The sequence below is a fragment of the Microvirga sp. GN3 genome, assembly GCF_055792825.1.
In genome coordinates this window covers 106,689-125,841 of record NZ_JBVVAK010000004.1, presented here as the reverse complement: position 1 = coordinate 125,841, position 19,153 = coordinate 106,689, and the positions used below count along the sequence as shown (strand labels likewise).

The following is a 19,153-nucleotide window of genomic DNA, read 5'->3' as shown; positions in this document are numbered from 1 at the left end:
CCAATTACGCGGCAAGACGAGGATCGACGATCCAGGAGTGCGTGATCTCCGCAACCTGACCCAGCATGATGGATGCGGAGCAATACTTCTCCTTGGACAGCTGGATGGCACGCTCCACTTTCTCGGCGGATAGTCCGTGTCCGGAGAGGCGGTATTGAAGGTGGATTGTCGTAAACACTTTTGGATCCGTCGGCGCGCGCTCGGCGTCGACCTCGACGACGCAATCAGTGACAAGCTCACGACCGCGTTTCAGGATGAGCACCACGTCGAATGCCGTGCAGCCGGCCAACCCCAGCAGCATGAGCTCCATAGGGCGGATACCGACATTGCGGCCGCCGCTCTCAGGCGCGCCGTCTAACACGATAGCGTGCCCGCTCCCGGATTCGCCCGTAAACATCATGCCCTGGACCCAGGACACGCGCGCTTTCATGCTGGTCATTTCGGTTCCTTGGATAGGCGCATCGGGCACCCTCATCGGCCAACCTGGCCGCTAGCGCATTGAGACGCCGTTCGCAATAGAGCTGACGGCGCCACTTTATAGGCAAAGGGCTTTCGCCCCTCGCTGAGTGTGGAGATATCGGATCAGCTCACCTTCGCGGGCTGCGCCACGATGCGCAGATAAGGCTTCGGTGCCTTCCAGCCGCCCGGATAAAGGCCCTTGGCTTCCTCGTCCGAAACCGAGCCTGCGATGATGACATCCTCGCCCTGCTTCCAATTGGCAGGGGTGGCGACCCGGTGCTGGGCCGTCAGTTGAAGGGAATCGATGACACGCAGCACCTCATCGAAGTTACGGCCGGTTGTCATCGGATAGACGAGGACCAGCTTGATCTTCTTGTCGGGACCTATGATGAAGACGTTGCGCACCGTCTGATTGTCTGCGGCCGTGCGCCCTTCGGAGGTTTCGCCTGCATTGGCCGGGAGCATGCCATAGAGCTTGGAAATCTTGAGGTCGGGATCCCCGATGATCGGATAGTTGACGGCTGCCCCTTGTGTCTCCTCGATGTCACGGGCCCAAGCCTCGTGCTTCTCGACGGGATCGACGGAGAAGCCGACGACCTTCACGCCGCGGCGATCGAATTCGGGCTTGAGCCGCGCCACTTCTCCCAGTTCCGTCGTGCACACGGGAGTGAAATTCTTCGGGTGCGAAAACAGCACTGCCCATGAATCGCCGATCCAGTCATGGAAGCGAATCGGACCTTCGGTCGTTACCGTTTCAAAATCAGGGGCAATCTGGCCGATTTGAAGTGTCATAGGAGGGATCTCTCTCCGTTACGCGTGGATTGGTCGCTGCATTTGCAAGGCAGGGTGCAATCGATTGGTCCGATCACGTGTGTTTCATCGCTTCGCTACCAGTCACAAGGCGCACGCTACAGATCCTCATCTCGACTTCAGCCATGTAATGCGAATGGAATCGTGCCGGAAGCTAACTTGAAGCAGGGAATGCACCTACTGGCAGGATCGGAGTTTCCGGCAGGAGAAGCACTAAGTCAATAAAAATGTTCTTTTTATAGAACAAGCGGAAATAAAATAGTTTGCCAGAAAGACCTTCTTTTGGAGAAGATTATTCTAAATAGGATTATTGTGGACCTGTTTGAGACATAAAAAAGCCTCTGCCGCAAATGCTCGAACGAATAAAAATTTATCCTCCGCTATTAACCCCGTTTCTAGTACAAACATACTGCAGCAACGGGGATGCGGTAGAACTTCATTCTATGAACCTGCAGCTGTGTACTACAAAAGAACACAGGACAGGAGGAAATCAACACAGCAAGCGGCCCAGGTCATTTGACACTTGTTCTTTTTAGCGGATATTTCTCTGCCCTGTTAGGAGCCATCGGTAGCTTGCTGCCTGCTCTCGCTTCGATCACAACCCGGGAGGGTAGAATGCAAGGCAATTCTCTAGAAGTCGCTGGAGTGAAAAAACATTCTCAGTTGCGGTCCATTCTGCCGGCTATCGGTTTGGCTTTCATGGGATGCACTGGCCTTCTGACGCTCTCCAGCACCGCATCGGCCCAGACGCAGTTGCTGAACGTATCCTACGATCCGACGCGGGAACTCTACCGCGAGATCAATCAGGCCTTTGCGGATGATTGGAAGGCAAAAGCGGGTGAGACCGTCTCGATCCGGACGTCTCACGGCGGATCCGGCGCTCAGGCTCGTACGGTCATCGACGGCATCGACGCCGATGTGGTGACGCTTGGCATTCCGTCCGACATTGATGCCATTGCGAAAGCGACAAAGAAGATCCCATCCGACTGGCGCAGCAAGCTGCCCAACAACTCGCTGCCCTATACGTCGACTGTCGTCTTTCTCGTTCGCAAGGGCAATCCGAAAGGGATCAAGGACTGGGACGACCTTGTGAAGCCAGGAGTCCAGGTCATCACGCCCAATCCGAAGACCTCCGCGGGCGGGCGCTGGAATTTCCTGGCAGCCTGGGGCTATTCGGAAACCAAGGACGGCAGTGTCGACAAGGCGAAGGCGTTCGTGACCGCCCTCTACAAGAACGTTCCGGTGCTCGATACGGGCGCCCGCGGATCGACCGTGACCTTCGCCCAGCGCGGTCTCGGGGATGTTCTTCCGGCATGGGAGAACGAAGCCTTCCTCGTCCTCGACGAATTCGGGCGCGACAAGTTCGAGATCGTGGTGCCGACGCTGTCGATCCTGGCGGAGCCGCCGGTCGCTCTCGTCGTGGGCAATGTGGACGCCAAGGGCACACGCAAGGTGGCTGAGGCCTTCCTCAACTTCCTTTACACCGACAAGGCACAGGCGATCTTTGCCAAGCACCATTACCGGCCGATCAAGTCCGAAGCCGCCAAACCGGAGGATCTCGCGGCTTTGCCGAACCTGAAGCTGTTCACAATCGAGTCGCTCCAGGGCAACTGGGACGACATCCAGAAGAACAACTTCGATTCCGGCGGGCTCTTCGATCAGATCAGCAAGCGCTGACCATGAGCTCTGCGTCCTATCTGCGTCTCAAGCAAGCGAGCGTGCTGCCGGGCTTCGGCGTCACGCTCGGTTACACGCTGCTGTACCTTGGATTGCTGGTGTTGCTGCCGCTCGGCGCGCTGGTGGTGAAGGCCTCAGGAATCGGGATCACCGGTATTGCTGCGACTGCCACCGAGCCCCGGGTCGCTGCGGCCCTCGAGACGAGTTTCAGTGTCTCCCTGCTTGCTGCAGGCGTCGCTTCTCTCTTCGGCCTCCTGATTGCCTGGGTTCTCACCCGCTACGATTTCCCGGGCCGCAAGCTCATCGATGCCATTGTCGATCTGCCTTTTGCCCTCCCAACGGCTGTCGCAGGCATTGCACTTGCCGCGCTTTACGCACCGAATGGCTGGGTGGGATCGCTTCTGGAGCCTCTGGGTCTCAAGGTGGCCTATACGCCCTTAGGGATCTTCATTGCCCTGGTATTCATTGGGCTGCCTTTTGCCGTGCGCACGGTCCAGCCACTGATTGCGGAAATCGAGCACGAGCTGGAGGAGGCCTCTGCTACCCTCGGCGCTTCGCGCTGGCACACTCTTTGGAAGGTTCTCCTGCCTCCGCTTCTTCCCGGCGTGCTGACGGGCTTCGCATTGGCCTTTGCCCGCGCGGTCGGAGAGTACGGATCGGTGATCTTCATCGCCGGAAACCTGCCCTATGTTTCCGAAATCGCCCCGCTGCTGATCGTGATCAAGCTGTCGGAATACGATTATACCGGCGCGACGGTGATCGCGACCCTTATGCTGGCGATCTCGTTCTCAGTGCTTTTGCTGATCAACCTGCTTCAGGCTTGGAGCCGCAGGAGGTTCGGTCATGTCTGATCTCAGCGCCGCTCTCCTCCCACCGGTTTCATCGCAGCAGAGCGTCGTGACCGAGCAGAAGCTCATCCGGCGGCTGGCCATCACGATTTCCCTCGCCTTCCTGCTTCTGTTCTTGGTTCTGCCACTCGTCGTCGTCTTCGCCGAAGCCTTCAGGCGAGGGCTCGGGGGCTTCCTTGCCGCTTTCCAGGAGGCCGATGCGCTGGCGGCGATCCAGCTGACATTAACAGTCGCTGCAATCGCGGTGCCTCTGAATCTCGTATTCGGTCTCATGGCGTCCTGGGCCATCGCCAAGTTCGAGTTCAAGGGCAAGAGCCTGCTGATCACCCTGATCGACCTGCCGTTTTCCGTCTCGCCGGTCGTGTCGGGCCTGATCTACCTGCTTCTTTTCGGCGCGCAGGGATTGTTCGGACCTTGGCTCATGGCGCATGGCATCAAGATTGCCTTTGCATTGCCGGGGATCGTCTTGGCTACGATCTTCGTGACATTTCCCTTCGTGGCACGCCAGCTCATCCCTCTCATGCAGGAGCAGGGAACGGCAGAGGAAGAGGCCGCCCTGACCCTCGGGGCCAGTGGTTGGCGCACGTTCCTGACGGTGACGCTGCCCAACATCAAATGGGGGCTGCTGTATGGCGTCCTCCTGTGCAACGCGCGCGCCATGGGCGAGTTCGGTGCGGTTTCTGTCGTGTCGGGCCACATCCGCGGCTTGACCAACACCATCCCGCTTCATGTGGAGATTCTCTACAATGAGTACAACTTCGTTGCGGCCTTTGCCGTTGCCTCGCTCCTCGCTGGCCTCGCCCTCGTCACCTTGGCGCTCAAGTCTTTCCTCGAGTGGCGTCACGGAGCCGATCTTGCCGGTGGCTCATCCCATTGAGCGGAGCCAGGCGGTCGATATCCGCATTGCAGGCGTGACGAAGCACTTCGCGGGTTCGGCCGCGCTTCACGATGTGCATCTGGATGTCCGTCCCGGAGAACTCCTGGCGCTGCTTGGCCCCTCGGGTTCCGGAAAGACGACGCTCCTGCGCATCATTGCCGGATTGGTGGAGGCCAATCGGGGGCAGGTCTTCTTCGGTGGTCTGGATGCCACCACTTTGCCGGTGCAGAAGCGTCAGGTAGGCTTCGTCTTTCAGCATTATGCCCTGTTCAAGCACATGAGCGTTGCCGACAACATCGCCTATGGTCTGAAGGTGCGCGAGCGCGCAAACCGTCCGTCTAAGCACGAGATCCGGCGCCGCGTTTCCGAGCTGCTCGATCTGGTTCAGCTCTCTGGCTACGAGAGCCGGTTTCCGTCGCAGCTCTCCGGCGGCCAGCGCCAGCGTGTGGCCTTGGCGCGAGCGCTCGCTGTCGAGCCGCGCGTCCTGTTGCTCGACGAGCCGTTCGGGGCCCTTGATGCCAAAGTGCGCAAGGATCTCCGGGCGTGGCTGCGTGACATCCACGAGCGCACCGGAAAGACGACCGTCTTCGTCACCCACGATCAGGATGAAGCCCTGGAATTGGCAGACCGGGTCGCTGTCCTTAACCGCGGACATCTCGAACAGGTTGGTAGCCCCGATGATGTCCAGGATCATCCCGCAACGCCGTTTGTGATGACCTTTCTCGGTCAGGCTGCTCGCTTCAATGCCGAAATCCGCGACGGGCGGGTGCTGGTGAACGGAAAGCTTGTTCCTGTAGCTGCACCGAAATCGACCATTGGACAGGCGAGCCTCTATTGCCGTCCATGGCATCTGAAGCCGGTACACGCCGGCCATGGACATCATCAGGGCCTCATCAGTGGCGTTCGGCGCCTTGGGTCCATGCGCCGGATCGAGGTGACGCAAGCTGATGGAACGAGACTCGAGATCGAGGCTCCTCTTGTGACGAACCTAAGGGTTGGCGAGGAGATCGGTCTCGACATCCAGGACGGTGTGATCTTCCGGGAGGGCTGAGAGTGCCGGCATCAGGCACTGACTGGTTTCGTGCTGACAGGACAAGCGAGATGCGCCGGCAATCTGCTGACGTGAAACGGTGGCTGCCCCCTTCCTATCCATCCTCACACCGTAACTTGACCTTAGCTGGGGCAACCAGCGACACCCTTTGTGGAAGGCTGATAGTTGATGAGCACCGCTCGCGTCTTTCTGCTCGCTCCCTCCCTTGCTCGTCTGATCGAGAAGGAGAGGGGAGGCTACCGCATCCGGCAGGGCTACTTTCCGGATCGCTCGGGCCGCGGCACTCATGTGCAGATCGAGGGCGAGACGGGTCAGCTCATCCTGGTCGCCAATCAACCAGCCGGCCCAGTCGAGCAGGCTACGGACATCCCCCGCTCTCACGCAGAGGCTCTGCTGGAGCTGACTGCTGGACGGGTGGAGTACCTGAAGGTCAGCCTGAATATTGACCCTCAACCGGTCACTCTCCGCCGTTTCCTCACACCGGGACCGCTGGATTTAATTACGGTCACAGTTGAACAGACCCGCATGTTTCAGCCGCTGGCCTGGTTTGGCCCGGAGGTCACGGGGAACCCTGCTTACCAGGCCCGCTCCATGGCTCTGGCCGGGCCCCCTTCCGCGCCTGAGGTTGAGGTTACAGACACGGCGCTCCATAGCCTGCTCGATACCCTGGATGGCCGCTTTGGAGCCCAACAGCCACAAGCGGCGGCTCCTCAGCCTGTTGCACCCTTGAAGTCAGCTGAGGCTGAGGCCGAAGCAGACGACGAGCAGGATCTGAACGACCTTGAAATCGAGGATAGCGTCATCCGGGAACTCGCCCGATCCCTGAGCCCTCGCGGGCGCTGATACGTCCGATGTGCGCTGAAATTCTCGGTGGGGCAGACGGCCGCCCCTGCGGAGCGGCCCGATTGAGCGCATGCGGCCCTGATTAGGACGTCTTCAAATCCACGGCCGATTCTTTGCCGGTGCGGCGATCCGCCTGAACCTCATAGGAGATCTTCTGCCCTTCCGCCAAGCCGCGCAGGCCCGAGCGTTCGACCGCACTGATATGCACAAACACATCCTTGCCGCCGTCATCCGGCTGAATGAAGCCATAACCCTTCTGCTCGTTGAACCACTTGACTGTTCCTGTCGCCACGAAAATTCTTCCCTCTGTTGTGCAGAACTGCGAGAGGCCACATCCAAAACCCATACCGCTTTCGCGTTGGGCGGTGCAGCGTCTCAATACGAGGAGCATTCTAACTGCTCAGCGGATGCGATCAAGTCAGCTTGCTTCGAAAATGGGAAGACGCAGGCAGTTCAGAAAATCTAAGTGCAGCTCAGAGGCGCACTCGCAAGTCCTGCGCTCGCGTATGTGGCTGTATCAGCTGTAGCGATCCTCTAAATGCGCTCACAGCTGGAGCACCTTCAGAGGCTGGAACGATCGCTGACCGTCTGTGCTTTGCCACTCTACGAAGCGCCTAGTCACCGAAACAACTGGCTCGCGGTCAGCGCCGACAATGAGACCACAAACAGATATCATACTGTCTTATCCAACCGGCTCCCAGCAGCTACGTTTTTCTGCTGAGGATGAGACCATCAGGAGCATAGTGCAGAGTGACGCGCACTGTTCAAACGAAACGAGCATCCGACAAGACGAGTTGCACTTCTAAGGGAAAGAACGTTTTACCGCATCGAAGAAAATCCCGCTTCCAACTTGTCAACGGAGAGATTCTTCTCATCCTAAGCGTAGCTTGAGAGTAAAACGTCTTCAAATCGTGCGTTCTTTTAAAAGAACATTCTCGTTGACAGCTTGAGGGAGTACGGGCACCATAACTGGGCTGTTTGAACGTATTCACTACTCAAGCAGCCGCGGTGATTTGAAGTGAGCAGCTTGCGCCGCGACACCAAACGCTAAAGCGTCACGATGCGCACCATGTGCCTCGTGATCCGATCAAAGGATTGCGGTCATGATTGTTCCGTTGCTGAACCTCATCCTGCGGCACCCAGCGTGTCGGCTTCGCGACAGCCAGGATGGGTGTCGCCTCTGAAATCCTGCCCCTGATTCCGTCTTGAGAAAATTGCATCTGCCAGCTCCCTGCTGGCGGCAGGAGGCCTGCATCATGTCACATACCACGCATGTCATTGAAGTCGATGACGTTACAGCCGGGATCGTTGTTGCCACTGATGGCGGCTTCCGCTTCTTCGCTGCCGGTTTGGCATTCAAGTCGCTTGATCTGGTGATCTTTCCCTCAATCGAGGATGCCAGCCGGGCCGCACGCGCAAAGTTCACCAAGTATCGTCGCTAAACAATCCGAGATCAGCATGAACACCAAGGCTCTATTGATTACGGTCGTCGCCATTGTGACCACGCTCTTTCTCTCAGCATTCCGTGTGCAGGCCGCCAACGAAATTTCTCGTGTGACCATGGATCAGTTCAAGCGGAATCATGTTGGTCAGAGGCATTGCGAGACGATCCTGATCGTCTCGCGCCTGGGCACGGAACTGACGTAAGAGGTCGAACACGTCATCCGGTGTTTTGAGGTGTCCTGCCCGAGCCAGTTCAACATCTAGACTAAGCAGGCATCCACGACAACGAACCATATTTGAAACGGAATTAGAGACTGGGGTGGATTGCGACCCGGAACATCACTCGTGTCTCCCTTGGTTCCCATATTTCTCATTTGTCATGGGTTTTCTCTGCGAGATAGTCTGTCAGATCATTGCCTGACGTATTCAAGGTTCAGTCGCAACTTTTATTTCCGCTTACTCGCCACTGCGACTGAAGTCTCAAAGGCAGGGCAACGTGTTTAAGGGCAGGTATTTCGATTAGACAATGGTCGTTCTCTGCGTCCGTTGGTAGTTAGCCTAAAATCGGAGCCTGCAGAACTTGGAGGAGATGATGGCCGAGTGAGGCGTCGCTGTCCCGAGCGGCTCGGCATCGATGACAGCCAGATCAACCGAGAATCGATCCTATCCTAAGATATCGCAATCGGTTGCAGGATAAGTCAGAGCCCAAGCTGAAGTCGATCCGGATGTGATAAAGCCGCTATCTGAATGATTATATTGTGCAGGACCATCGGCGGATCAAACGCCGCATTCGTTCAATGCTCGGCTTCAAATCTCCGGCTAGCACTCGTGTGATCGTGGGCGAGATCGAGATGATTCAGATGATGCGCAAAGGGCAGGTAAAGTACGCCTGTCATTCGAACCTCTCACTTGCAGGGCAGTTCGAGCAGATCGCGGCATGAAGGTGTAGCAAAGTTCCCTTCCAACTCGTTAGCTCGAGCCCAAGTGTACGGGAGCACCCTAGCGGCTAGGGTCTGATCTGCCAGCCCAGAGCAGGCGGACTTATCTCAATCCATTTCGTTGGAGGTTGTCGTTTCCTCACCATTGCTCCGAACTAGAGACACAACCGAGGGAAGGGGGAGTCTATGACGCAGGTTGTCTAGAACGCGAACGCCCGCCAAAGAGCGGGCGAGAAATTTTGCTGCAGTGCAGATATACATTAGCCCAAGTCGGCTTGGCGAGCGATGCTGTCGATCTGAAAGCGCCTGATGCCGAGGTCATTGAGTTCACGATCGGAGAGCCTGGATAGCTCGTTGACTGTCGCGCGATAACGCCAGTAAGCCCGGAACTTAGCAAGGACGTGGGACACGAACATGAGGAACTCCTATCAATTCGCTAGTGTGAGGGCTGGTAGCTGCTGTTTTTGCCTGTGCGGTGCAACATTTATAACTGTGCGACGCAAAAAATTGCAGTGATGCTAAAATTGAGGCAGACATGCTCACGATGCATGCTGTTGTCATAAATTGTTAATCGGATTGCTCACGGGGCATCACAAGGGCGTTCTGTAGAAGGCTTCTTCTACCTCCATTCCTTTCTGACAGTGAGCAAGGAGGTGAGGCGCATAAAATCCGTTCAGAGGCTCTGTGGGAAGTAGGAGATTTTGTGCCGCAGCCAGTGAGAGGATCCTCTCCGGAAGGCTGCACCAAGCCCAATCAATGGCAGTGCAAGTTGAGCCGAGATCACGGATGGCCTTTGCACGCATGGGCAAGTAGGTGATCGGAGCCGGGTAGCGTAGCGGCCTGTTCGCCGTCTGGACAAAGATCCGCCATGCCCTTCAAGGTCCATGCGCTCGCCGTCATTGCATCCCAGACAGCGGCACAAAGCGGGGAACAAGGCCAGATATGACACTGCCCTGCGACAGCGCGGAAGCCTCACGGTGTAATTCTCCGCGGAACCGTTTTCCGCTTGGCAGGCCGCACCTCGCACCACACTGGCTGGTCAGCACAGGCCTGGGACCCGGCGGGCCCGGCGAGTGGCCGGCGGGAAGCATGATGTCCGCAGGCGCCGCTCCTGGCGCAAGCACCTATCGGTGTTGATGCAGACACCGGACAGATTCTCGCCTCAGAACTAACGACCAGCGAGGTTGACGATGGCACGCAGGTTGAGCCCTTGCCTGATCGGATGACAGCTCCTCTTGCTTCCCTCGTCGCAGATGGAGCCTACAATCAGGCCGGCGTCCACCGCACTGTCGTCGAGTGACACTCTGATATTGATGTGATCATTCCACCTCGATCAGCGGCAGGGTTGAGCGATCAGTAACAAGCGAACCTGGCCTAGCGTGATCGGCATCGTCAAAGCATCACGGACCATGGCTTGGCAGAAGAGGTCAGGGGACCCTCGATGGGCTTTGGTGAGGACCGCCGTCAGCCGGCCGAAACGAGTGGTCGGTGGAGCGCAACACTCGCGGGCGGGGCGGCATCCCGCGACCGAGATCGCCACTGCAGGTCGTGCCATCAGTTGTATGCTGGACCTGAGGCGACCGAAGTCCGTCCGCACTGCTGAAGCAAAGACATCCGGTGGGCTGAGGACGCTCACCGGCTGATCATGCAATACGGTCGACCAAGACCAAAAGGCCGTGACTCGCTTTTTGAAACGAACTCTTGTTAACATCTTCCCCGGCCTTGAAAGGCGGGGATTTTCAGGGTGACAGCTTACGCCGCCACCTTTCGAGTTGACGCTTCGTCCGGGTGCTTAGAGCAAGAACCGTCCACGTCCCGTAACGGTGTGTTCCACCGCCGTAAAATGTTCCGCGCCGCGTTCACATCGGCATGGAGTTCAAAGCCACAGGCGACACACCGGAACACCGCTTGGCTCTTGCGGCTCTCAGGATCGCCATGCCCGCAGGAGGAGCACTCCTGCGAGGTTCGTCTCGGATCGGAAAACGCAGCGTGGCCTCCGCGTTCTTCCAGCTTGTACTCAGTCAGACGCACGAGCTCGCCTCAGCCCCGATCGAGGATGGCCTCGTTCAGCCCAGCCTTCTGCCGGACGTTGCGACTTGGCTCCTCTATGGTTCCTCTCGCACTCGCCGTCATGTTCCGGATCTTGAGATCCTCGAACACGACCACCGAGAACCTCCCGGCCAACGCCTTCGAGGTTTCGTGCTGCCAGTGGCGCCGGATCCGGGCAATTCGGGCTGAGATCCGCGCAGCCTTCAGCTTTACTCGCCGATTCCGCGTCGATCCGAGCCGGCCGCGGGCAACCGCTCTCTGAATTCGCTTCCGCTGCCGTTTGAGCACGTTTATGCGCTCCATCGGCAGTGACATCATCTCGCCGGTCGACAGTGTGATCGTGTTCGCGATGCCGACATCTCCGCCCACCGCTGGACCGTGATGAGCACCTACTGCTCGCTCGTACTCGCAGCAGAACGTCACCTGCCATCGGCCCGCTTTCAGCGAAATGGTGACGTTCTTCAGCACGCCTGGCAAATCCCGTGTGCGGCGGAACTTGACCCAGCCGAACTTCGGCAGCTTTACCGCTGCCCACTTGGCGTTGAGCGCCTTCACCTCGCACTCACGGCCCTGAAAGCGGATCGTATCGTTCATACCGCGCTTCCGCGGCGTCGGATATTTTGCTCTGCCGGCGAAGAAATTCTGATAGGCCTTATCGAGGTCCCGCAACGCCTGGTGCTGCGCCGTCTGAGACACCGCTGCGATCCAGTCGAACTCCCGGCGCAAGGCCGTCAGCTCCCGGGCCTGGGCCACATAATTGAGCTTACCGCCGGTGGACCGCTTGAAGTTTCGGTAGTGATCTCGCCGCTGTTCCAGTCCTAGGTTATAGACCAGACGGCACACGCCGATGCCCTGCCGGAGGAACACGTCATGGCTCGAATCGGGGTAAAGCTCAAAAACAAAGCCGCGCCGGAACAGCATGGCTTTGTTCTACATACGTTCGCCCCAGTTAGCAAGAAGGGCGGCATTCCTCCCCAGGGCTAAAGGCCAGGGTTTCCTGCCGAAGAAACGATGAAAGGATCTACTTGATCGGTCTCGGCTCGAGAAATCTCGATCCTATGACCGTTCGGGCGATTGAGGCCCTCAACAAAGTCGACATCTTCTTTATGATCGACAATGGCTCTCCCATCAACGAACTTATCGAAGTCCGTAAAGAAATTTACCGTCGCTTCATCGTGGATCTGACCAGTTGCATCGTCCGCAATTCCTACATCTACTGGGTGCCTATTGCGGTATGCCGGACGAAACGATCAGCATGATCATCGTGGGTAGAATTGAGAAGGTCGCGGATTGGATCGGGAATGTCCATCAATCGCTCCGCGAGGAAAAGGACTGGATCATGGACATATACCTCTTGAAGCAGGAGGGCCAAAGCATGATCGCGCGTCAGCCATGTCTATGTGCGAACGGCCTTCGCCAAAATGCCTTCTGACGACCCGACATGGCGGCAAGATGTCGATGCTCTGGTTTTCAGGCCGGAAGGGCACCAGGGCGGCTGCTTCGTCCACCGGCTGGCATTCCGCTCTTTGATTAAAGTGGCTTCCCGGGACAGCTGCGAGGCCTTTTTTGGGTCGCATGAGGATGCCTTCGAACGGGCGGCCCAAGCGAAGATTCAAAGGGCGGGCGTTCCGAGCACGCAGAGCTTCCATCTGACAAGTCGTGATATCAGACGAGCTCTAGCGGAAACTGCCAATCCCTCGTCGTCTTTGCGTTTGTGATTTGGTGGAATGGGGTTATAGCTAAGGTGTCGGTTCCCTTTGGGGAAAAGTAGGGAATGCGGTGCGGGCTGTCTTTCGCCCAACGCCGCGGCTGCCCCCGCAACTGTAGACGGAGAGTGTTCCTCGACGCGCCACTGGATTCCCCTGGGAAGGCAAGAGGAAACACGCTGATCCGTGAGCCAGGAGACCTGCCGGCGTCAGAATCTTCGCAAGGTCCTCGGGTGGAGGACAAAGGATGAACCATGAATACTCAGCAGACTTCACTCCCGATTCAAGCATCGGTTACGTCGGCTTCCCGGCTGGCCCAGATCGGTCTTGCAGCTTTCCTCGGCCTTTTCGTTGTCGGGGTCGCCGGCTTCTCACATATCGAGGCCATCCACAACGCGGCGCATGATGTGCGCCACTCGCTTGCATTTCCCTGCCACTGAGGGGCAAGGGCGATGGCCATCTTTCGTAACATCGTCTTCATCGCCGCTCTCGCCGGACTCGTCGCGGGCGTTGCGATGACCGCCATGCAATATGCCGGCACAGTCCCACTGATCTTGAAGGCCGAAACCTTCGAGAACGCCGGGCTGGCTCATGAACATGCCGCAGTGCCGAACGCGGGGGCTCCTCATTCGCACGACGAGGATGAATGGGCTCCGGCAGATGGCTTCGAGCGCTCGGCCTACACCGCTCTTGCCAACGTAGTGACAGCTGTTGGCTTCGCACTCTTGCTTGTCGCCGCATCCGAGGTAACGGGTGGAATGACTGGCTGGCACCAGGGAGTGTTCTGGGGACTAGCAGGGTTCGCTGTGTTCACCTTGGCGCCCGGCCTCGGCCTTCCGCCTGAATTGCCGGCCATGCCCGCTGCGGAACTGGACAAGCGCCAGATCTGGTGGGTCGCAACCGCATTGGCGACAGGCATTGGCCTTGCCTTGCTAGTGTTCAAGCGATCCTTGCCGCTTGCTATTCTGGGCATTGCACTCATCGGTGCGCCGCATCTGATCGGTGCACCGAAGCCCGACAGCTTCGAGAATCCGATTCCTGCGGGTTTAGCCCATGATTTTGGTGTGATGGTTTCTGTAATCAGCTTAGTTTTCTGGGTGGTTCTCGGAGGAACCGCAGGATTCATCCGCTCACGGGTACGCCAGATGGTGTGACGAACGGCGGCCCCATCCTGAAGCAACCATGCGAATGGGGGGTGCTTCGGGTAGGATTATACGCAATGTCCGAGAAATGGCCTGACCTGCCTTCCTAACAGTACCCATTCGGGGTGTTGTCTTCATGTCAAGTGGGCTCGGGTCCGGAATTGTCGTTGGATCAGCCAGCGCATCAGCCCCAAGGCGGCGAGGGCCCCGAGGACCTGCGCGACGATGAACATCGGCACGTTGCCCGGCGCGATCCCGGCGAAGGTGTTCGTCAGGCAGCGTGCGATCGTCACGGCTGGATTGGCAAACGAAGTCGAGGCGGTGAACCAGTAAGCCGCCGTGATGTACAGGCCGACTGCGAAGGGAATGGCCTCGATCCGGAACCGGACGATCGTCAGGATCGTGACGAGCAGCCCGAAGGTGGCGACAGCCTCAGCAAACCACTGCGCCGGCCCGGTCCGGGCGGTTCCGGCGAGCTGGAGCAGCGGCAGGTCGAACATGCCGTGGGCCACGAGCGTGCCGAGGCAGCCACCGACAATCTGGCGAGCGTGTACCAGCCGACCTCCGGCCAGGGGAGGGCGCGGGTGAGGCCTATGACCAGCGACACCACTGGGTTGAAGTGGGCGCCGGAGATCGGCCCGAGGCCTAAGATCAGCACCACCAGGATCGCCCCGGTCGGGATCGTATTGCCGAGCAGGGCCAGCGCTACGTTCCCGCCCGCGAGCTTGTCGGCCATGATGCCTGAGCCGACGACCGTGGCGACGAGCAGGCCGGTCCCGAGCGCCTCGGCGGCGAGGCGCTGCGCGGGTGGAAAGGTGTCGGTCATGAGCTTGCCACCCGCCGCCCGTGCTCGTCCACCACGCGCTCGCCATCCTCCTTGACGAACTCGCCCTGCTGCTGCGGCAGGAGATCGAGCACCGCCTCCGACGGCCGGCACAAGCGCACGCCCTGCGGCGTGACGACGATGGGCCTGTTGATGAGGATGGGGTGCGCCATCATGGCGTCGAGGAGCTGATCGTCGCTCACGGCCGGATCATCCAGACCGAGTTCCTTGTAGGGCGTGCCCTTCTTGCGGATGGCCTCGCGCACCAGGATGCCCATGCGGTCAATGAGCTGCCGCAGCAGGAGCCGGGACGGTGGCGTCTTCAAATACTCAATCACGTGCGGCTCGATGCGGGCGTTGCGGATCAGGCCGAGCGTGTTGCGCGACGTACCGCAGTCCGGGTTGTGGTAGATGATCACGTCCATGGGAAGCCTCAGATGAAGGGGCGGTCGAAGGGAAATACGGTTGCGGGGTCGCGCCCTCCAGGCGCCCGATTACCCCCAGGTGATGGGTGAGGGCGATCTGGTCGAGGCTCGCCATCGGCAGCGCCAAGAAGGTGGAGATCCGGTTCCTGAGGACCTTGAACGCTTGGGCAAAGGCGCGCTCCGTCTCGATATCGGTGCCCTGCATTGATGCGGAATCCTCGATGCCTCAGTGGGCGGAGGCCGGATGGCCGGGCCAAATCGGACAAGCCTCGCCGGCGGCGCTGTCGCAGACCGTAGCGGGAGCCTTAGATCCGCTCTATGACAGAGCGATGACGTCCTGGAAGACGGCGTCGCGGTTTGACGTCGCGTTCATGCCAGCCGTGAAACGGTACTCGATCTGGACGACCGAGAGCATCACCAGCAAAGCGGGTTCAGCAGACATCATGAAAGTGTACGAACTCTCTGAACGATTCTGTCGCGGATTTTCGGTGAAGGCAGACAGACAGCTAATTCATCCTCTGGTCTTACGCAGCCAAGATGTCGAACTGCTCGCTGCATGAACGCCTGCCAGGTATCGTTCCAGCTACTACACGTTCCATCTTTGCGGCTCTAGGCCAGATTTGCGATACAGCCCTGTTCGCCCCAGGTAATACTCAATAAGCCCAGCTCCTCGCCTTCATGACCAGAAAATCGCGGAACACCTGCAGGCGCGCCACCGAGCGCATTTCCTCCGGGTACACGAGATAGGTGTCTAAATGGGGCCAATCGAGATCTCGAAGGATCCGCACGATACCCGGTGCTCCCTCCATCGCGTAAGCCGACGCCATACCAATGCCGGCCCCAGCCTGGAGGGCGTGCTTCAATGCCATGCTGTCATTGACCACCAGATGCGGCTCACGGGGATTACTGGCGTCACGTCCTAATGAGATGAGTTGATGCATGTCCAGGATGTAATCCGGTTGATGACCTCCCAGACAGACGACCCGGTGACGGTCGAGATCCTCTATGCCTTTCGGTTCCCCCACCTGCTCGAGATAGGAGCGTGAGGCGTAGGGATAGTATTGAACCGTGAAGAGCCGCCGCTGGATCAAATCAGCCTGGATCGGCTGCCGTAGCCGGACGGCGATGTCGGCTTCGCGCATGGCGAGGTCGAGTTCATCATTGGTCAGGATGAGCTCGATCTGAATCTCAGGGTATAGATCCAGAAACTCGGAGATCCGTCTGGCGAGCCAGGTCCCACCAAGACCCACCGTCGCTGTTACCTTGAGGTGCCCGCTTGGGCTCTCTTTGGTGTCCTTCAGGTGCGCGTGTGTTGCCTCCAAGCGCTTCCAGACGTCACGGGCGCTGCGAAACAGAACATCACCGTGCTCGGTCAGGATCAAGCCCCGGGCATGACGATGAAACAACTTCACCGTCAGATCGCGTTCGAGGGCAGCAATCATCCGGCTAATGGATGATTGGTTCAGTCCGAGTTTCTCGCCGGCCCGGGTAAAGTTACCAGCCTGAGCCACTTCATAGAACAGCCGAACTTTCTCCCAGTCCACAGCAAATCCCCTTTGGCAGCTCTCCTAGCGTGTGGCTGAGGCGGCGCCAAGCTGTAATTCCTACACTGAGCGCCAGATCGTCGTGGGTCATCCCTAGACCCACCTTGATGCGGGAAGCAAAGGGACAGGTCCTCGAGCGGACTCGGGTTCTAAAAGCCGGAGTTCGCATTCGTATGACAGGCTTCACCGACATGCTTGGAGCTGCTTCATTGAAAGCGCAGAATGCACACTGGTGTTGCGGCTACAGTTCATGCTGCCATATGGCTCACTGACCTTCAGGTCCTATCGCTCGCAGGTGCTGTCCGCAAAGATTTGTAATAGCCGCCGTGCTTGGCCTAAGCGAGCCAGTTGTTGCCGAAGGGCACCGCGATGAGTGGCTGCTGCGCCCTGGCGCTTCCCGCACCCCAAATGGTCGCGGACTTTTAGGAATCGTCCCGGAACGCTAAGGTACAGCCCGTCTCCCTCTGGCCACTTTCAAGGCAAGTCGCTGAAGGACCGAATGACCCGGATCCCACTCCCTTCAGCTCCTTCTGGTGCCTGCCCCTCGAAGGTGTCATGCGGCTTGAGACTGCTCATGTCGAAACCCGTCACCCGTTCAATTCGCTGCAGGGAGGCGAGATATTCATCGACTTCCGGGGCTACTTCCGAGGCCTTGTTCTCCCGCAACGTGGTGCGCCGGCGCTTGAGGAGCTTCTCATGACTAGCAAGAAACCCGGTCACGCGAGGCTCGCCATCAATCATCCGAATGACGACCTTCCAGAATGTCAGTGGAACGAAAATGCCCTGGTCATTGAGATCGTCATAGCTTGGATCGTCCTGGCTGAATACAGGACCCTGGAGGACCGTCATGCGCGATCGGTCCATGGTGGCGCCAAACTCAAGATAGTATCGCTCAATCCCCTGCCAGAACTTGAGTGATTGGTTGAACAGCCAGTGCTGAGGCGTACAATTGGTTCGGTGAAACGTGTCCGCGTTGGCGCGAACCGCCTTGGTCGGGGTGCCCCAAGTCGGATCGGTCCGGCGGGTCAGATGACCTCGGTCAAAATAGGTGCTGTTCGCCGAGTAAAAGCTTTGCCCAACGTAATGCGAAGGGTCCATGCGTGGATCGTCGTACCAGGTCTCTCCCTCCGCCCCGATCTCGCTCGGCAGTCCGGTTTCGCGATCAATGTCGATGTAGGTAGACCCGTCGATGTTGGTTGCCGTGAGGAAGGAAAGTCGGCGATCGGCATTCATGATGACGCTGAAATGTTGATACTTCAGTTCACCCGTCTCATGGTTTGGCTCATCCGGATTGAGTGGCGCAATGTCGTCTTGGACGGGCGCGACGATGGGGGTGAGAGGGAGTTTAAAACCCGGCAGAAATCCTGGGTCGTAACCACGCCTGTTGGTATAATTACGATCAAGGACAACCCTCTCAGGACCTCTCTCAGTGTCGACCTGTACCGAGGAGGCAGCGCTGGACACACTTTCTGGAGGTGACAGCTGGCGCCTCTCGGAGCGCACGACAGGGGCTAGCGCGGGAGAGTCAACTGCATATCCTGGTAGTCGGATAGCGACCTCCAGCGGAATAATCAGGGTAGCCTCGGATGCAGACGCCTTAATTGAGTTCCCCATCGTGCGCTCTCCTCCGGAACCAATGTTCGTTTCTCCCTCGGGTGAACTGATCTCTTGAGGATGCGACGGCGGCGTAGCGTCTAGGGCTTCCAGCAGGAGACGACGTTGCTCACCATCGGCCATCTTTGGCAGAGAGGCTCGCAGGTGTTCGACAATCCTGCTAATCCGCACGCCTTCGTTGACCGTGATAGGGACTTCCTGCCCATCGACCGTGCGCATTTCCAGGAATGGCTTGCCCCAATGGTGCAGAGCGACAACTTCCCACGCATCATTGAAGACCGGCGATCCTGACGATCCGCCTTCTGTATCGGCCTCATAGTGAAGGACGCGGTCGAGCCGACCCATGATACGGTTTTCGCGCAGCACGATTTTCTTGTGCCAACCGTTAGGGTGCTGGACGATGTTAACGGCAGCACCTTTGGCGTGCTTATCGGGCCGATCACTAAGAGGGCAGAAGCCCTGGTCGGCGAGGCTCCCGCGCCCATGCACGCGATCCCCCACGGCTACTAACGTGAAATCGAGATCCTTCCAGCCGACGGTGTAAAAGAAGAGGTCAGGTCGCAGTTTGAACACAGACGGTTCGACGGCTGCCAGTCGCTCGCCGCGCTCAAAGTTGAACATGATCCATGCCGCCGCAGCCGTTTCCTCATCAAGCAGCACGTGATTATTCGTGATGAACAGGCTGGGACTGATCATGAACCCAGAGCCAAGTGAGGTACGACCCTCGTCACCGACGATGTGGGCCACGGAACGGGCCGCCCGGGCTCCCAACGTGAGGAACACAGCGTCGACGAAATCAGCGGTGTCACCCTGGGTGGTCTCCGCACCTTCAGGCACCGGTTGGTCCCGAGCCGCCATTCGGCGGGCGAAGCCTTCGCGACGGAGATCATCCTCTTCAGCATAG

The 19,153-nt window shown here is 58.5% G+C and carries 22 protein-coding genes, 2 pseudogenes and 1 riboswitch; of the genes and pseudogenes, 13 read left to right on the top strand and 11 right to left on the bottom strand.

Annotation, left to right across the window (positions count from 1 at the left end; translation table 11 throughout):
* Positions 1-4: 4 nt before the first annotated feature.
* Positions 5-439, bottom strand: coding sequence for an OsmC family protein (locus ACS5Q1_RS03785; RefSeq protein ID WP_473096937.1), 435 nt, complete (start codon positions 437-439; stop codon positions 5-7).
* 143 nt (positions 440-582) lie between these two features.
* On the bottom strand, positions 583-1,251 hold the full coding sequence (locus ACS5Q1_RS03780) for a peroxiredoxin (RefSeq protein WP_473096936.1): 669 nt from the start codon (positions 1,249-1,251) through the stop codon (positions 583-585).
* 717 nt (positions 1,252-1,968) lie between these two features.
* Between ACS5Q1_RS03780 and ACS5Q1_RS03775 the strand changes: the two genes are divergently transcribed.
* From ACS5Q1_RS03775 to ACS5Q1_RS03755, 5 genes are all read left to right on the top strand, one after another.
* Positions 1,969-2,946 (top strand): sulfate ABC transporter substrate-binding protein, encoded by a 978-nt coding sequence (locus ACS5Q1_RS03775; protein ID WP_473097005.1) that lies wholly within the window; start codon positions 1,969-1,971, stop codon positions 2,944-2,946.
* Between the two features lie 2 nt (positions 2,947-2,948).
* The gene (gene cysT / locus ACS5Q1_RS03770) at positions 2,949-3,797 is read left to right on the top strand and encodes a sulfate ABC transporter permease subunit CysT (RefSeq protein ID WP_473096935.1); all 849 of its coding nucleotides are present in this window, start codon (positions 2,949-2,951) and stop codon (positions 3,795-3,797) included.
* Positions 3,790-4,671 (top strand): sulfate ABC transporter permease subunit CysW, encoded by an 882-nt coding sequence (gene cysW, locus ACS5Q1_RS03765; RefSeq protein ID WP_473096934.1) that lies wholly within the window; start codon positions 3,790-3,792, stop codon positions 4,669-4,671. The genes cysT and cysW overlap by 8 nt, the downstream gene beginning before the upstream one ends.
* Positions 4,655-5,722 (top strand): sulfate/molybdate ABC transporter ATP-binding protein, encoded by a 1,068-nt coding sequence (locus ACS5Q1_RS03760; RefSeq protein WP_473096933.1) that lies wholly within the window; start codon positions 4,655-4,657, stop codon positions 5,720-5,722. Before cysW ends, ACS5Q1_RS03760 begins: the two co-directional genes overlap by 17 nt.
* Before the next feature lie 168 nt (positions 5,723-5,890).
* A complete protein-coding gene (locus ACS5Q1_RS03755) occupies positions 5,891-6,565 on the top strand; it encodes a hypothetical protein (RefSeq protein ID WP_473096932.1) in 675 nt (224 codons plus the stop codon).
* 82 nt (positions 6,566-6,647) lie between these two features.
* Here the strand turns inward: ACS5Q1_RS03755 and ACS5Q1_RS03750 are convergent, their stop codons facing one another.
* Positions 6,648-6,857 carry a cold-shock protein gene (locus ACS5Q1_RS03750; protein ID WP_473096931.1) on the bottom strand — a complete coding sequence of 70 codons (210 nt, stop codon included), beginning with the start codon at positions 6,855-6,857 and terminating at the stop codon, positions 6,648-6,650.
* Positions 6,858-7,821: 964 nt separating this feature from the next.
* Between ACS5Q1_RS03750 and ACS5Q1_RS03745 the strand changes: the two genes are divergently transcribed.
* The 3 genes and pseudogenes from ACS5Q1_RS03745 to ACS5Q1_RS03735 form a co-directional block, all read left to right on the top strand.
* Positions 7,822-8,007 carry a hypothetical protein gene (locus tag ACS5Q1_RS03745; RefSeq protein ID WP_473096930.1) on the top strand — a complete coding sequence of 62 codons (186 nt, stop codon included), beginning with the start codon at positions 7,822-7,824 and terminating at the stop codon, positions 8,005-8,007.
* 16 nt (positions 8,008-8,023) lie between these two features.
* Positions 8,024-8,212 carry a hypothetical protein gene (locus tag ACS5Q1_RS03740; protein ID WP_473096929.1) on the top strand — a complete coding sequence of 63 codons (189 nt, stop codon included), beginning with the start codon at positions 8,024-8,026 and terminating at the stop codon, positions 8,210-8,212.
* Between the two features lie 530 nt (positions 8,213-8,742).
* A pseudogene (locus tag ACS5Q1_RS03735) lies at positions 8,743-8,949 on the top strand (DDE-type integrase/transposase/recombinase); the annotation flags it as partial.
* 257 nt (positions 8,950-9,206) lie between these two features.
* Here the strand turns inward: ACS5Q1_RS03735 and ACS5Q1_RS03730 are convergent.
* Entirely contained in the window at positions 9,207-9,362 is a 156-nt protein-coding gene (locus ACS5Q1_RS03730) for a DUF1127 domain-containing protein (RefSeq protein ID WP_473096928.1), read from the bottom strand.
* Positions 9,363-10,057: 695 nt separating this feature from the next.
* Between ACS5Q1_RS03730 and ACS5Q1_RS03725 the strand changes: the two genes are divergently transcribed.
* Positions 10,058-10,246, top strand: a complete 189-nt coding sequence (locus ACS5Q1_RS03725; RefSeq protein WP_473097004.1) for a transposase — start codon at positions 10,058-10,060, stop codon at positions 10,244-10,246.
* Positions 10,247-10,698: 452 nt separating this feature from the next.
* Here the strand turns inward: ACS5Q1_RS03725 and ACS5Q1_RS03720 are convergent, their stop codons facing one another.
* Both ACS5Q1_RS03720 and ACS5Q1_RS03715 read right to left on the bottom strand, forming a co-directional pair.
* Complete coding sequence (locus tag ACS5Q1_RS03720) at positions 10,699-10,977, bottom strand: zinc ribbon domain-containing protein (protein WP_473096927.1); 279 nt, start codon at positions 10,975-10,977, stop codon at positions 10,699-10,701.
* A gap of 9 nt (positions 10,978-10,986) precedes the next feature.
* Positions 10,987-11,916, bottom strand: a complete 930-nt coding sequence (locus ACS5Q1_RS03715; RefSeq protein WP_473096926.1) for an RNA-guided endonuclease InsQ/TnpB family protein — start codon at positions 11,914-11,916, stop codon at positions 10,987-10,989.
* A gap of 104 nt (positions 11,917-12,020) precedes the next feature.
* Between ACS5Q1_RS03715 and ACS5Q1_RS03710 the strand changes: the two genes are divergently transcribed.
* The 3 genes from ACS5Q1_RS03710 (at position 12,021) to ACS5Q1_RS03700 (ending at position 13,855) form a co-directional block, all read left to right on the top strand.
* Entirely contained in the window at positions 12,021-12,254 is a 234-nt protein-coding gene (locus tag ACS5Q1_RS03710) for a hypothetical protein (RefSeq protein ID WP_473096925.1), read from the top strand.
* Positions 12,255-12,726: 472 nt separating this feature from the next.
* Positions 12,727-12,923: riboswitch (cobalamin riboswitch) on the top strand.
* Positions 12,924-12,955: 32 nt separating this feature from the next.
* Positions 12,956-13,141 (top strand): CbtB domain-containing protein, encoded by a 186-nt coding sequence (locus tag ACS5Q1_RS03705; RefSeq protein WP_473096924.1) that lies wholly within the window; start codon positions 12,956-12,958, stop codon positions 13,139-13,141.
* A gap of 12 nt (positions 13,142-13,153) precedes the next feature.
* Positions 13,154-13,855 (top strand): CbtA family protein, encoded by a 702-nt coding sequence (locus ACS5Q1_RS03700; RefSeq protein ID WP_473096923.1) that lies wholly within the window; start codon positions 13,154-13,156, stop codon positions 13,853-13,855.
* 122 nt (positions 13,856-13,977) lie between these two features.
* On the opposite strand, the pseudogene ACS5Q1_RS03695 reads toward ACS5Q1_RS03700, so the two are convergent.
* A pseudogene (locus ACS5Q1_RS03695) lies at positions 13,978-14,669 on the bottom strand (aquaporin).
* Entirely contained in the window at positions 14,666-15,091 is a 426-nt protein-coding gene (gene arsC / locus ACS5Q1_RS03690; RefSeq protein ID WP_473096922.1) for an arsenate reductase (glutaredoxin), read from the bottom strand. The pseudogene ACS5Q1_RS03695 and the gene arsC overlap by 4 nt, the downstream one beginning before the upstream one ends.
* A 40-nt stretch (positions 15,092-15,131) precedes the next feature.
* Here arsC and ACS5Q1_RS03685 point away from each other — a divergent pair, with 40 nt between their 5' ends.
* Positions 15,132-15,299 (top strand): hypothetical protein, encoded by a 168-nt coding sequence (locus tag ACS5Q1_RS03685; RefSeq protein WP_473096921.1) that lies wholly within the window; start codon positions 15,132-15,134, stop codon positions 15,297-15,299.
* A gap of 108 nt (positions 15,300-15,407) precedes the next feature.
* Here ACS5Q1_RS03685 and ACS5Q1_RS03680 read toward each other — a convergent pair whose 3' ends face one another.
* The 3 genes from ACS5Q1_RS03680 to ACS5Q1_RS03670 all read right to left on the bottom strand — a co-directional run bounded on the left by ACS5Q1_RS03680 (position 15,408) and on the right by ACS5Q1_RS03670 (position 18,996).
* A complete protein-coding gene (locus ACS5Q1_RS03680; RefSeq protein WP_473096920.1) occupies positions 15,408-15,536 on the bottom strand; it encodes a hypothetical protein in 129 nt (42 codons plus the stop codon).
* Positions 15,537-15,744: 208 nt separating this feature from the next.
* On the bottom strand, positions 15,745-16,635 hold the full coding sequence (locus tag ACS5Q1_RS03675) for a LysR family transcriptional regulator (RefSeq protein ID WP_473096919.1): 891 nt from the start codon (positions 16,633-16,635) through the stop codon (positions 15,745-15,747).
* Positions 16,636-17,109: 474 nt separating this feature from the next.
* A complete protein-coding gene (locus ACS5Q1_RS03670; RefSeq protein WP_473096918.1) occupies positions 17,110-18,996 on the bottom strand; it encodes a DNA/RNA non-specific endonuclease in 1,887 nt (628 codons plus the stop codon).
* Between the last annotated feature and the right edge of the window lie 157 nt (positions 18,997-19,153).

Bases quoted from the DNA above. Each gene is read 5' to 3' on its own strand.
- ACS5Q1_RS03785 (WP_473096937.1), bottom strand. From the start codon at position 439: ATGACCAGCATGAAAGCGCGCGTGTCCTGGGTCCAGGGCATGATGTTT.
- ACS5Q1_RS03780 (WP_473096936.1), bottom strand. From the start codon at position 1,251: ATGACACTTCAAATCGGCCAGATTGCCCCTGATTTTGAAACGGTAACG.
- ACS5Q1_RS03775 (WP_473097005.1), top strand. From the start codon at position 1,969: ATGGGATGCACTGGCCTTCTGACGCTCTCCAGCACCGCATCGGCCCAG.
- cysT (WP_473096935.1), top strand. From the start codon at position 2,949: ATGAGCTCTGCGTCCTATCTGCGTCTCAAGCAAGCGAGCGTGCTGCCG.
- cysW (WP_473096934.1), top strand. From the start codon at position 3,790: ATGTCTGATCTCAGCGCCGCTCTCCTCCCACCGGTTTCATCGCAGCAG.
- ACS5Q1_RS03755 (WP_473096932.1), top strand. From the start codon at position 5,891: ATGAGCACCGCTCGCGTCTTTCTGCTCGCTCCCTCCCTTGCTCGTCTG.
- ACS5Q1_RS03745 (WP_473096930.1), top strand. From the start codon at position 7,822: ATGTCACATACCACGCATGTCATTGAAGTCGATGACGTTACAGCCGGG.
- ACS5Q1_RS03740 (WP_473096929.1), top strand. From the start codon at position 8,024: ATGAACACCAAGGCTCTATTGATTACGGTCGTCGCCATTGTGACCACG.
- ACS5Q1_RS03730 (WP_473096928.1), bottom strand. From the start codon at position 9,362: ATGTTCGTGTCCCACGTCCTTGCTAAGTTCCGGGCTTACTGGCGTTAT.
- ACS5Q1_RS03715 (WP_473096926.1), bottom strand. From the start codon at position 11,916: ATGCTGTTCCGGCGCGGCTTTGTTTTTGAGCTTTACCCCGATTCGAGC.
- ACS5Q1_RS03705 (WP_473096924.1), top strand. From the start codon at position 12,956: ATGAATACTCAGCAGACTTCACTCCCGATTCAAGCATCGGTTACGTCG.
- ACS5Q1_RS03700 (WP_473096923.1), top strand. From the start codon at position 13,154: ATGGCCATCTTTCGTAACATCGTCTTCATCGCCGCTCTCGCCGGACTC.
- arsC (WP_473096922.1), bottom strand. From the start codon at position 15,091: ATGGACGTGATCATCTACCACAACCCGGACTGCGGTACGTCGCGCAAC.
- ACS5Q1_RS03680 (WP_473096920.1), bottom strand. From the start codon at position 15,536: ATGATGTCTGCTGAACCCGCTTTGCTGGTGATGCTCTCGGTCGTCCAG.